Below are 11,786 nucleotides of genomic sequence, written 5' to 3'. Positions count from 1 at the left end.
GGTGACCACAGGTGACGCGCTGGTCGACGTCGTCCCCAGGGGTCGGGATCCCCGACGACCCTGTCGGAGGTCGCGTCTAGCGTTCTGACCACGATGACGACGACACGCAAGGCGACAGGCAAGACCTCTCGCAGTACCTCAGGCAACGGGGCTCGGGGAGCCCGGACAGGACGGAACGACATGGCAGGTGGAGACCGCGACAAGGCCCTCGACGCCGCGCTCGCCAACATCGAGCGGCAGTTCGGCAAGGGCTCCGTCATGCGCCTGGGCGACGAGACCCGGGCGCCCCTGGAGGTGATCCCGACCGGGGCGATCTCCCTCGACGTCGCGCTGGGCCTCGGCGGCCTGCCGCGCGGCCGCGTCGTGGAGATCTACGGTCCGGAGTCCTCCGGTAAGACCACGGTCGCCCTGCACGCGGTGGCCAACGCCCAGCGGGCCGGCGGCATCGTCGCCTTCATCGACGCCGAGCACGCCCTCGACCCGGAGTACGCCAAGGCCCTCGGCGTCGACACCGACGCCCTGCTCGTCTCCCAGCCCGACTCCGGTGAGCAGGCGCTCGAGATCGCCGACATGCTGATCCGCTCGGGCGCCCTCGACCTCATCGTCATCGACTCGGTGGCCGCGCTCGTGCCGCGGGCCGAGATCGAGGGCGAGATGGGCGACAGCCACGTCGGCCTCCAGGCCCGCCTGATGAGCCAGGCGCTGCGGAAGATGACCGGTGCCCTCAACGGCGCCGGCACGACCGCGATCTTCATCAACCAGCTCCGCGAGAAGATCGGCGTCATGTTCGGCTCGCCCGAGACCACGACCGGTGGCCGGGCGCTGAAGTTCTACGCCTCGGTCCGGCTCGACGTGCGCCGCATCGAGACCCTCAAGGACGGCCAGGAGATGGTCGGCAACCGCACCCGCGTCAAGGTCGTCAAGAACAAGGTCGCCCCGCCGTTCAAGCAGGCCGAGTTCGACATCATGTACGGCAAGGGCATCTCCCGCGAGGGCGGCCTCATCGACGTGGGCGTCGAGTCGGGCCTCGTCCGCAAGGCCGGCGCCTGGTACACCTACGAGGGCGACCAGCTCGGCCAGGGCAAGGAGAACGCCCGCTCCTTCCTGCGCGACAACCCCGACCTCGCCAACGAGCTCGAGAAGAAGATCCTCGAGAAGCTCGGCGTCGGCCCGACGGTCGACGCCGAGGCGGCACCGGCCGACCCGATCGGTGTCGATGACTTCTGATCCCGCCGGGGGCCGTCCCTGGGAGGGTGACGTGGCCGCCGGGGTGGCGGCGTGGACCGGGTCCGCGCCGCCACCACCGCCGGCGGACCCCGTCAGCCAGGGGCCGGACGCCGACCCGGAGTCGGTGGCCCGCACGATCCTGCTCGACCAGCTGACGGGGCGGGCGCGCAGCCGCAAGGAGCTGGCCGACAAGCTGGCCGCCCGCAACGTGCCGGACGACGTCGCGACCCGGCTCCTCGACCGGTTCGAGGAGGTCGGGCTCGTCGACGACGAGGCCTTCGCCCGGACCTGGGTCTCTGCCCGGCAGTCCGGCAAGGGGCTGGCGCGCCGCGCGCTGGCACAGGAGCTGCGCCGCAAGGGCGTCGACGACGAGGTCGCCCGCGAGGCGCTCGACGAGATCGACCCCGACGACGAGGAGGCGGCGGCCCGCGCCCTCGTCCGCAAGAAGCTCCGCTCGCTGAGCCGGGTCGACAACGCCACCGCGACGCGGCGCCTCGTCGGCATGCTGGCCCGCAAGGGCTACCCGTCAGGCCTCGCCTTCGCGGTGGTGCGTGACGAGCTCGGGGCCGACCCCGAGGCGGATCAGGCGTTCGAGGACGACTGACCCGACAGCGCGGGCTCGCGGTGCGGCGCCAGGTCGGCGAGGGCCGCAAGCACGTCGTCGAGGTCGTCGGCGAGCGCGGCGGGGTCGGCCACCACGGCCGCCGCGCCGGCCTGCCGCAGCTCCTCTGCCGAGAGGCCACCGGTCAGCAGGGCCACGCAGGGCAGGTGGCGCTGCGCCGCCGTCTCGATGTCCCACACGGCGTCGCCGACCATGAAGGCCGACTCGCCGCCGACGAGCTCCAGCGCCCGGTCGATCAGGTCCGGGGCCGGCTTCGAGGCGTCGGCGTCCGAGCCCGACACGAAGTCGTGCAGCGACTCCTCGGCGCCGACGAGCTCGAGCAGCTGCTCGGTCTGCTCGCGCTCCCCGGAGCTGGCCACCACGACCTTGAGGCCGTGCTCACGCAGCACCTCGAGCAGGGCACGCGCCCCCTCCGTCGGCGTCACCTGGTGCTGCAGCGCGGTGAAGCGCTCGCCGTGCAGGGAGCGCACCTCGTCGCCGACGGCGGTCTCGGCCGGCTGGCCGGCCACCTCGGCCACCAGCCGGTCGCCGCCCATGCCGATCGCCCGGTGGATCCGTGCGGCGGGCACCTCCATCCCCACGGCCAGGAACGCTGACCGCCAGGCGACGACGTGCTGGTAGACGGAGTCGACGAGGGTTCCGTCCAGGTCGAGGATGGCGGTGTCGAAGGCGCGGTCGGTGCTCATGAGAATCTCCCCAGGTTGGTGCAGGCCAGGCGCGTGAGGCCGGGTTGGTGCAGGTTCGTGCAGGGTGGTGCGGTCTGCCCCTGCGCCGTGCCCGATGCTGCCTGCCGCAAACCCCTGTGGCCACCCCTGCGCCGGATCTGGACCCGAACCGACCGGTCTGCGGTGCGGGCCGCCGTCGTGGATCCGCCATGATGACGCCATGGACGAGCCCACCCTGCGCCTGCCGCCCGGCCCCGTCGACCTCTCCTCGATCCCGACGGACGCCACGCCGGGCTTCGACGGCGACAAGGACCAGGGCAAGGCGGCGCTGGCCGAGCTCGGCGACGACCTCGCGGACCTGCAGGAGCGGCTGTTCGCCGAGGGCGTCGCGTCGCCGGACGGCGCCCGCAGCGTCCTGCTCGTGCTGCAGGGGATGGACACCTCCGGCAAGGGCGGGGTGCTGCGCCACACCGTCGGGCTGGTCGACCCGCAGGGGGTCCGCATCACGTCCTTCAAGGCTCCGACCGCCGAGGAGCGCGAGCAGGACTTCCTGTGGCGGATCCGCAAGGCGCTGCCCGGCCCCGGGCTGATCGGCGTCTTCGACCGCTCCCACTACGAGGACGTGCTCGTGGCGCGCGTGCGCCGCCTGGCTGACGAGGCCGAGATCGAGCGCCGCTACGAGGCGATCAACGAGTTCGAGGCCGAGCTGCTGGCCTCCGGCACCACCGTGGTCAAGTGCCTGCTCCACCTCTCCCGGGAGGAGCAGCACGCCCGCCTCGTCGCCCGCCTCGAGAAGGCGCACAAGCACTGGAAGTACGACCCCGGCGACCTCGAGGACCGCGCGCGGTGGCCGCAGTTCCGGGAGGCCTACGAGGTCGCCCTCGAGCGCACCAACACGGAGGTGGCACCGTGGTACGTCGTCCCGGCGGACCGCAAGTGGTACCGCAACCTGGCGGTCGGCCGGCTCCTCCACGACACGCTGGAGCGGATGGCGCCGGCGTGGCCGGAGGCTGACTTCGACGTGGAGGAGCAGCTGCGGCTGCTCCGGCAGGAGGGGGAAGCCTCGTGATCCCGACCGTCTCGGTCACCCGCTACGTCACGCCCCTCCGGGAGGGCGGCAGCCTGCCCGGCCTGGTGGAGGCCGACGACCTCGGCACCTACGTGTGCAAGTTCCGCGGCGCCGGCCAGGGACCGCGGGTGCTGGTGGCCGAGGTCGTCGTGGGCGAGCTGGCGCGCCGGGTCGGGCTCGCCACGCCGCGGCTGGTGGCCCTCGACCTGGACCCCGAGATCGCCCGCTACGAGGCCGACGAGGAGGTCCAGGACCTGCTGAACGCCAGCCCGGGGCTCAACCTCGGCATCGACTTCCTGCCCGGCGCGTTCGGCTACGACGGCGACCTCGGCACGGACCCGGCGGTGGCCAGCCGGGTGCTGTGGCTCGACGCCTTCACGGCCAACGTCGACCGCTCGTGGCGCAACCCGAACCTGCTGTGCTGGCACGGCGACCTGTGGGTCATCGACCACGGCGCCTCGCTCTACTTCCACCACGCCTGGAGCGGCGGCGTCTCCGACCCGGCGCGGTTCGCCGCCCAGCCCTGGGACGCCGGCGACCACGTGCTGCGCGGCTGCGCGGATCGGGTGGCCGAGGTCGACGCGGAGCTGCGCGACCGGCTGGACCCGGCCGTCTTCGAGGAGGTCGTGGCGCAGGTGCCGGATGCCTGGCTCGAGCCGGTGCCCGGCGCGGAGTCGCCCGACGCTCTGCGGGCGGCCTACGTTCGCTTCCTCACCGCCCGGCTGGGCAGCCGCCAGTGGCTGCCGGGGGAGCGTGCCGCATGACCCGGCTCGCCTACCAGTACGTCGTGCTGCGCTGCGTCCCGCGCGTCGACCGCGAGGAGTTCCTCAACGTCGGCGTCGTCGTCTACTGCGAGGCGGCCGGGTTCCTGCAGGCCGCCTGGAGCGTCGACGAGCAGCGGCTGCGCGCGCTCGACCAGCGGCTCGACCTGGACCAGCTCTGCGACGCCCTCCGGTTCGTCGAGGGGGTCTGCGCCGGTGACGAGCGCGGGGGAGCGGCCGCCGGCAAGCCGCCCGGCACCCGCTTCGGCTTCCTCAAGGCCCCGCGCAGCACGGTCCTCCAGCCCGGTCCCGTGCACGGCGGCGTCACCACCGACCCCGCCCGCCAGCTCGAGCACCTCCTCGAGCGACTCGTCGGCTGAAGCGCGAGCTGCCAGCAGTTCCCCTCCAGGAGCACACGAGCTGCCACCAGTTGCCGCGCGCTGCGGCAACTGGTGGCAGCTCGGCGTCAGACGGGGACGAGCTCGACCGCGCCGACGGCGTACCGGGCAAGGATCGTGCGGGCGACCTCGGGGTGCACGCCCAGCGGGGCGGAGACCGCCACCGCACCCGCCTCGTAGGCGAGCTCGGCCGCACGGTCCGGCAGGAAGCCGGGCGCGAGGAAGAGGGAGGCGACCGCGATGTGGCGGCGGCCCTGGGCGCGGAAGGCGCGCACGGCCTCGCCGGTGGCCGGCGGGGACGCCGAGGCGAACGCCGCGGTCACCGGCAGCTTGTGGTGGGTGCCCCACAGCCGGGCGAGCCGGGCGACCGCCTGGTTGGCCAGTGGGTCGGACGAGCCGGCCGCGGCGAGCACGAGCGCGTCGAGCTCGCGGACCCGACGCTCCTTGAGGGCGTCGCGGAGCCGCTGGTCGAGCACCTCGAGGAAGGTGGGCTGCAGCCCGAGCACGTCGGTCGTGCTGATCCTGAGACCCTCGTGGCGCTCGGTGGCCTCGGCCACGGCGCGGGGGACGTCGACCTTGGCGTGGTAGGCCTCGGTGAGCAGCAGCGGGACGACGACGATCTCGTCGTGGCCGGCGCGGACGAGCTTGTTCACCACCGTCTGGAAGGACGGCTTCGACAGCTCGAGGAAGGCCGCCTCGACGCGGAGGTCGGGCCGGCTCTCGCGGACGAGGTCGATGAGGGCGGTGATCGTCTCGGCGGACCGCGGGTCCCGGCTGCCGTGTGCCAGGGCCACCAGTGCAGGAGCAGCCATCAGTGCTGCCTCCCTTCGTTGCGGGGTGAGGGACGACCGACGACGCTGTCGATCTGGGGGGTCTGGGGGTTGAGGTGCGGGGTCATGCGTGGATCCCGCACTCGGTCTTGCCGGTGCCGGCCCAGCGGCCGCTGCGCGGGTCGTCGCCGGGGGCGACGCGCCTGGTGCACGGCCAGCAGCCGATGGAGGGGTAGCCGTCGTAGACGAGCGGGTTGACCAGCACACCGTTCTCGACGATGTAGCGGTCGACCTGCTCGTCGGTCCAGCGGGCGAGTGGGGAGACCTTGACCTTGCCCTTGCGGGCGTCCCAGCCGACGACGGGCGCGATGACCCGGTGGTGGGTCTCGGCGCGGCGCAGGCCGGTCGCCCAGGCGTCGTACCCGGCCAGGGCGTCGGCGAGCGGCTGCACCTTGCGCAGCGCGCAGCAGCGGTCCGGGTCGGTGCGGAAGAGGTCCTTGCCGTGCTCGGCGTCCTGCTCCGCCACACTCTGGACGGGCGTGATGGTGAGCAGATTGACGTCGAGCGTCGCCTCGACGGCGTCACGCGTGCCGATGGTCTCGGCGAAGTGGTAGCCGGTGTCGAGGAAGACCACGTCGATGCCCGGCGCGACCTTGGACGCCAGGTCGGCGAGGACGGCGTCGGCCATCGACGAGGTGATGCAGAACCGTTCGCCGAACGTCGCCACCGCCCACTCGATGATGTGCTCGGCGGGAGCCAGCTCGAGCTCGGCGCCGACGTGCGACACGAGGTCGCGCAGCTCCTCGGGGGAGCGCCCCTCGGTGTGGCTGCCGCGGTTGCTGCTCGCGGTGCGCGTGGTCGCTGCGGTCATGACCCGTCCTCCGGGGCGCCGCTCGTGGGCCGGACCAGGCCGAGCATCTTCAGCGTGAACGCGCGCAGGCAGGAGCGGCACTCCCACGACCCATGGGCTCCCTCGTGCGGCCAGAGGTTCTCGTCGCCGCAGTAGGGGCAGTGGAAGGGGACCGCGCGCTCGGACATCTCAGGCCGCCCCCTCCGACTCGTCGGGCTCGCCGCGCAGCAGCTCCTCGTCCGCGCGGGCGACCCAGGCCGCGAACGACTCGTCGTCCTCCCGGTCCGCCAGGAAGGCGCGGACGACGGCGGTGACGTAGTCGTCCAGGCCGGTGCTGGTGACCTTGTGGGCCCGCAGCTTGCGGCCGAAGTTGGCGTGGAGCCCGGTCGCGCCGCCGAGGTGCACCTGGAAACCCTCCACCTGCCGGCCGTCGGCATCGAGGACCAGCTGGCCCTTGAGGCCGATGTCGGCGACCTGGGTGCGGGCGCAGGCGTTGGGGCAGCCGTTGACGTTGACGGTGATCGGCACGTCGAGGTCCGGGAACCGGCGCTCGAGCTCGGCGACGAGGTCGCGGGCGCGGTTCTTGGTGTCGACGATGGCGAGCTTGCAGAACTCGATGCCGGTGCAGGCCATGGTGTTGCGCCGCCACTGCGACGGGCGCGCCGACAGCCCGATCCCGTCGAGCCCGTCGAGCAGGGCGTCGACCCGGTCGGCGTCGACGCCGATCAGCACGATCTTCTGGTACGGCGTGAGCCGGGCGCCCTCGACGCCGTGCTCCTCCATGAGGTCGGCGAGCTGCTCCAGCAGCGTGCCGGAGACCCGGCCCGCGGTCGGGGCGACGCCGACGTAGCGCTTGCCGTCCTTCTGCTCGTGCACGCCGATGTGGTCGCGGTGACCCACGGGGGAGGGCGGCGAGGGGGTGGAGACGAGCTTGCGGTCGAGGTACTCCGTCTCGAGGACCTCGCGGAACTTCTCGACGCCCCAGTCGGCCACCAGGAACTTCAGCCGGGCGCGGGAGCGCAGCCGGCGGTAGCCGTAGTCGCGGAAGATGCGGCAGACCGCGGCCCACACGTCGGGCACCTCGTCGAGGGCGATCCAGACGCCGAGCTTCTGGGCGAGCATCGGGTTGGTCGACAGCCCGCCTCCGACCCAGAGGTCGAAGCCCGGGCCGAGGTCGGGGTGCACGGTGCCGACGAAGGCGACGTCGTTCGTCTCGGGCGAGACGTCGTGGCTGGGGTGCCCGGTGAGCGCGGTCTTGAACTTGCGGGGGAGGTTCGCCAGCTCGGGGTCGCCGATGTAGCGCCGCTTGATCTCCTCCAGCGCGCTGGTGCCGTCGATGATCTCGTCGGCGGCGACCCCGGCGACCGGCGAGCCCAGGAACGGTCGGGGCGAGTCCCCGCAGGCCTCGAGGGTGCTGAGCCCGGCGTCCTCGAGCCGCTGCCAGATCGTGGGGACGTCCTCGACGCGGATCCAGTGGTACTGGATGTTCTCGCGGTCGGTGACGTCGGCGGTGTCGCGAGCGAGCTCGCGACCGATGCTTCCCAGGGCGCGCACGGTGGCCGGGGGCAGCAGCGCGCCGTCCGTGCGGACCCGCATCATGAAGAACTCGTCGTCGAGCTCGTGCTCCTCGAGGAGTGCGGTCTTGCCGCCGTCGAAGCCCGGGGCGCGCTGGGTGTACAGGCCCAGCCAGCGGAACCGGCCGCGCAGGTCACTCGGGTCGATCGAGGCGAACCCGCGCCGCGAGTAGATGTTGAGGATCCGGTCGCGGACGTTGAGCGGGTTGTCGTCCTTCTTGGTCTGCTCGTTCTTGTTCAGGGGCTCGCGGTAGCCGAGCGCCCACTGGCCCTCGCCACGGCGGGGGCGGGGACGGCGAGCAGGAGCGGTCTGCAGTTCAGACATGAGGTGGTCCTTGACGCTGAGGTGCCGCGCGCGACGGTGAGCGCGGGAATCGAACGAGGGGCGGCGTGGTTTCAGCGGGGCCAACACATCATGCTGCGGGTGCGCCCGAAGTCCACGTGGCGTCGAACCACGAGGTGGGCGTGCGTCGCAGCAGTGATCATGACGAGGAGTCTCACGGGACGGACGGGCCTCCCACAAGTCGAGATCTCATGCAGTGAGATGCCCGTCCCGAATTCTGGGACAGGCAGCGCTGCTGCCGCCTGAGAGGGCCTGCGGGTGCGGTCCAGGTCACACGCTGAGGGCGTTCGGGGGCGTCCGGAGGTGTCCGGAGGCAGGCACCCGACCGTGCGAGCCTGTGGTGGCTCACTACGCTGAGGCCATGACGGATGCCCTCATCAGCAGCGCGTACAGCCAGGCCCTCGAGGTCATTGCCTCGGTCGAACCCCGGATCGCGGAGGCGACCCGCCAGGAGCTCGCCGACCAGCGGTCGTCGCTCAAGCTGATCGCGAGCGAGAACTACGCCTCGCCGGCGGTGCTGCTGACCATGGGCACCTGGTTCAGCGACAAGTACGCCGAGGGGACGGTCGGCCACCGCTTCTACGCCGGCTGCCAGAACGTCGACACCGTCGAGTCCGTCGCCGCCGAGCACGCCCGCGAGCTCTTCGGCGCGCCGTACGCCTACGTGCAGCCGCACTCCGGCATCGACGCCAACCTCGTCGCCTACTGGTCGATCCTCGCCCATCGCGTCGAGGCCCCCGGCCTCGAGAAGCTCGGCGCCAAGAACGTCAACGAGCTGAGCGAGGAGGACTGGGAGTCGCTGCGCCGCGAGTTCGGCAACCAGCGGCTGCTCGGCATGTCGCTCGACGCCGGCGGCCACCTCACCCACGGCTTCCGCCCGAACATCAGCGGCAAGATGTTCCACCAGCAGCAGTACGGCACCGACCCCGAGACCGGTCTGCTCGACTACGACCAGGTCGCTGCGAAGGCTCGCGAGTTCAAGCCGCTGGTGCTCGTGGCCGGCTACTCCGCCTACCCGCGCCGGGTGAACTTCGCCAAGATGCGCGAGATCGCCGACGAGGTCGGCGCCACCCTCATGGTCGACATGGCCCACTTCGCGGGCCTGGTGGCCGGCAAGGTGTTCACCGGCGACGAGGACCCGGTGCCGCACGCCCAGCTCGTCACCACGACGACCCACAAGTCGCTGCGCGGCCCGCGCGGCGGCCTCGTGCTCGCGCAGGAGGAGTTCGCCGGGGACGTCGACCGCGGCTGCCCGATGGTCCTCGGCGGCCCGCTGTCACACATGATGGCCGCCAAGGCCGTGGCGCTGGCCGAGGCCCGCACCCAGGACTTCCGCGATTACGCCCAGCGGGTCGCCGACAACGCCCAGTCGCTGGCGGACGGCTTCCTCAAGAGGGGGGCCAACCTCGTCACCGGCGGCACCGACAACCACCTCGTGCTGCTCGACGTCTCCTCGTTCGGGCTCACCGGCCGGCAGGCCGAGTCGGCGCTGCTCGAGGCCGGCGTCGTGACCAACCGCAACTCCGTCCCCTCGGACCCGAACGGCGCGTGGTACACCTCCGGCATCCGCCTCGGCACCCCGGCGCTCACCACCCGCGGCTTCGGCCACGACGAGTTCGACCGCGTGGCCGAGCTCATCGTCGACGTGCTGTCGAGCACCGAGGCCGGCACGACCAAGGCCGGCGGGCCGTCGAAGGCGTCGTACGTGCTGGGTGACGGGGTTGCCGACAAGGTCCGCGCCGCGTCGGCGGAGATGCTCGACAAGCACCCGCTCTACCCGGGCCTCGAGCTCTCCTGACGAGCCGGTCCCGGGGTCGGCCGGGCCCCGCGCTCAGCCGACCTCCGGGACCGCCCGGTCCACGATCGATCGCAGGTCGCCGACGCCCAGCGTCCCGAACGTGCCGTCGTACGACGTGCCGAGCCGGGAGCCGCAGAAGGCGTCGGCCACCTCGGCCGGCGCGTGCTGGACCAGCAGCGCGCCCTGCAGGCAGGCGGCCATCCGGCCGGCGAGCCGTCGCGCGGTGACCTCGAGCGTCGCCGAGTCGCCGAGCAGGGCCAGGGTGTCGTCGACCGCCCGGTCGAGGCGGGTGTCCACGCCGCGGGCGCGGCCGACCTCGGTGATCCACGCCTGGAGGGACTCCGGCTCGCGCCCGAGCGCCCGGAGCACGTCGAGGGCGTTGACGTTGCCGGAGCCCTCCCACACCGAGTTGAGCGGCGCCTCGCGGTAGAGCAGCGGCAGCCCGGACTCCTCGACGTATCCGTTGCCGCCGAGGCACTCCAGCGCCTCGGCCACGACTGCGGGGGTCCGCTTGCAGACCCAGAACTTCGCCAGCGGCAGTGCGATCCGTCGCAGCGCCGCCTCGTGGGGGTCGTCGGCGCGGTCGACCGCGGCCGCGAGCCGGATGGCCAGGGTGGTGGCCGCCTCGACCTCGACCGCGAGGTCGGCGAGCACGTTCTGCATCAGCGGCTTGTCGAGGAGCAGCGACCCGAAGGCGGAGCGGTGGGCGGCGTGCCACGCCGCCTCGTTGAGCGCGCGCCGCATCAGCGACGTCGAGCCGAGGACGCAGTCGAGCCGGGTCGCCGCGACCATCTCGATGATGGTGCGCACGCCGCGGCCCTCGTCCCCGAGCCGCCGGGCGAGGGTGCCCCGGAGCTCGAGCTCCGAGGAGGCGTTGGACCGGTTGCCCAGCTTGTCCTTGAGTCGTACGACGTCGAGCCGGTTGCGGCTGCCGTCCGGCAGCACCCGCGGCACCACGAAGCAGGTGACGCCGCCGTCGGCCTGCGCGAGCACCAGGAAGACGTCGTTCATCGGGGCCGAGGTGAACCACTTGTGGCCGTGCAGGGCGTACTCACCGTCGACGGACGTCGGCACGGCCCGGGTCACGTTGGCGCGCACGTCCGAGCCGCCCTGCTTCTCGGTCATCCCCATCCCGGCGAGGGCGCCGCGCTTGCTGCTCGCCAGCCGGACCCCCGGGTCGTACTCCGTCGAGGCCAGCAGCGGGGTCCACTCCTTGGCCAGCACGTCGTCGGCCCGCAGCGCCGGCACCGCGGCGTACGTCATCGAGATCGGGCAGCCGTGCCCGGGCTCGGTGTGTGACCAGGCCATGAACCCGGCCGCGCGGCGCACGTGGGCGTGGGGGGAGTCGGACTCCCACGGGGTTGCGGCCAGCCCGTGCCCGACCGCGCGCTCCATCAGCCAGTGCCACGACGGGTGGAACTCGACCTCGTCGATGCGGTGGCCGTAGCGGTCGTAGGTCCTGAGCCGCGGGTGGTGCTCGTTGGCCAGCATGCCGTGCTCGCGCGCCTCGGCCGTGGCGGCCTCCGCTCCGACCGGCGCCAGGTCCTCGACGACGTCCGGGCCGGCGTGGCGGGTGACCGCCTCGACGAGCGCGGGATCGCCGGTGACCGTGTTGTGCCCGACGAGGGGTGGAGCCTGGTTCACGACGCTGCGGATGTCGGGGGTGCTGCCTGCCGGTTCGGGCGTGTCCATGTGGCTACCGTAGGGCG

At 72.7% G+C, this 11,786-nt stretch carries 12 protein-coding genes; 6 read left to right on the top strand and 6 right to left on the bottom strand.

Going from position 1 to position 11,786, the window contains the following annotated elements:
- Positions 1-180 precede the first annotated feature (180 nt).
- The gene (gene recA, locus ACFP2E_RS04685; protein ID WP_378521409.1) at positions 181-1,227 is read left to right on the top strand and encodes a recombinase RecA; all 1,047 of its coding nucleotides are present in this window, start codon (positions 181-183) and stop codon (positions 1,225-1,227) included.
- Between the two features lie 31 nt (positions 1,228-1,258).
- Entirely contained in the window at positions 1,259-1,831 is a 573-nt protein-coding gene (locus ACFP2E_RS04680; protein WP_378521410.1) for a regulatory protein RecX, read from the top strand.
- Here ACFP2E_RS04680 and ACFP2E_RS04675 read toward each other — a convergent pair.
- Entirely contained in the window at positions 1,810-2,535 is a 726-nt protein-coding gene (locus ACFP2E_RS04675; protein ID WP_378521411.1) for an HAD family hydrolase, read from the bottom strand. The genes ACFP2E_RS04680 and ACFP2E_RS04675 overlap by 22 nt on opposite strands.
- Before the next feature lie 199 nt (positions 2,536-2,734).
- Between ACFP2E_RS04675 and ACFP2E_RS04670 the strand changes: the two genes are divergently transcribed.
- From ACFP2E_RS04670 to ACFP2E_RS04660, 3 genes are read left to right on the top strand one after another with little or no spacing between them, the layout of a single operon-like run.
- Entirely contained in the window at positions 2,735-3,583 is an 849-nt protein-coding gene (locus ACFP2E_RS04670) for a PPK2 family polyphosphate kinase (RefSeq protein ID WP_378521412.1), read from the top strand.
- A complete protein-coding gene (locus ACFP2E_RS04665) occupies positions 3,580-4,347 on the top strand; it encodes a HipA family kinase (RefSeq protein WP_378521413.1) in 768 nt (255 codons plus the stop codon). Before ACFP2E_RS04670 ends, ACFP2E_RS04665 begins: the two co-directional genes overlap by 4 nt.
- Positions 4,344-4,724 (top strand): DUF3037 domain-containing protein, encoded by a 381-nt coding sequence (locus ACFP2E_RS04660; RefSeq protein ID WP_378521414.1) that lies wholly within the window; start codon positions 4,344-4,346, stop codon positions 4,722-4,724. The genes ACFP2E_RS04665 and ACFP2E_RS04660 overlap by 4 nt, the downstream gene beginning before the upstream one ends.
- An 86-nt stretch (positions 4,725-4,810) precedes the next feature.
- On the opposite strand, the gene ACFP2E_RS04655 is transcribed toward ACFP2E_RS04660, so the two are convergent.
- The 4 genes from ACFP2E_RS04655 to ACFP2E_RS04640 form a co-directional block, all read right to left on the bottom strand.
- Entirely contained in the window at positions 4,811-5,554 is a 744-nt protein-coding gene (locus tag ACFP2E_RS04655) for a sirohydrochlorin chelatase (RefSeq protein ID WP_378521415.1), read from the bottom strand.
- Between the two features lie 82 nt (positions 5,555-5,636).
- Complete coding sequence (locus ACFP2E_RS04650; RefSeq protein WP_378521416.1) at positions 5,637-6,383, bottom strand: phosphoadenylyl-sulfate reductase; 747 nt, start codon at positions 6,381-6,383, stop codon at positions 5,637-5,639.
- Positions 6,380-6,550, bottom strand: a complete 171-nt coding sequence (locus ACFP2E_RS04645) for a hypothetical protein (RefSeq protein WP_378521417.1) — start codon at positions 6,548-6,550, stop codon at positions 6,380-6,382. Before ACFP2E_RS04645 ends, ACFP2E_RS04650 begins: the two co-directional genes overlap by 4 nt.
- A gap of 1 nt (position 6,551) precedes the next feature.
- On the bottom strand, positions 6,552-8,261 hold the full coding sequence (locus tag ACFP2E_RS04640) for a nitrite/sulfite reductase (protein WP_378521418.1): 1,710 nt from the start codon (positions 8,259-8,261) through the stop codon (positions 6,552-6,554).
- Between the two features lie 379 nt (positions 8,262-8,640).
- On the opposite strand from ACFP2E_RS04640, the gene ACFP2E_RS04635 reads away from it, so the two are divergent.
- Entirely contained in the window at positions 8,641-10,077 is a 1,437-nt protein-coding gene (locus ACFP2E_RS04635; RefSeq protein ID WP_378521419.1) for a glycine hydroxymethyltransferase, read from the top strand.
- A 33-nt stretch (positions 10,078-10,110) separates the two neighbouring features.
- Here ACFP2E_RS04635 and ACFP2E_RS04630 read toward each other — a convergent pair whose 3' ends face one another.
- Positions 10,111-11,769: an acyl-CoA dehydrogenase family protein gene (locus tag ACFP2E_RS04630; RefSeq protein ID WP_378521420.1), complete on the bottom strand. Its 1,659-nt coding sequence runs from the start codon at positions 11,767-11,769 to the stop codon at positions 10,111-10,113.
- Positions 11,770-11,786: the final 17 nt, after the last annotated feature.

The sequence above is a fragment of the Nocardioides sp. GCM10027114 genome, from assembly GCF_042659625.1.
In the GTDB taxonomy this organism is placed as follows: Bacteria; Actinomycetota; Actinomycetes; order Propionibacteriales; family Nocardioidaceae; genus Nocardioides.
Note: the sequence above shows the minus strand (reverse complement) of the source record. Positions and strands in the feature narration are given on the sequence as shown.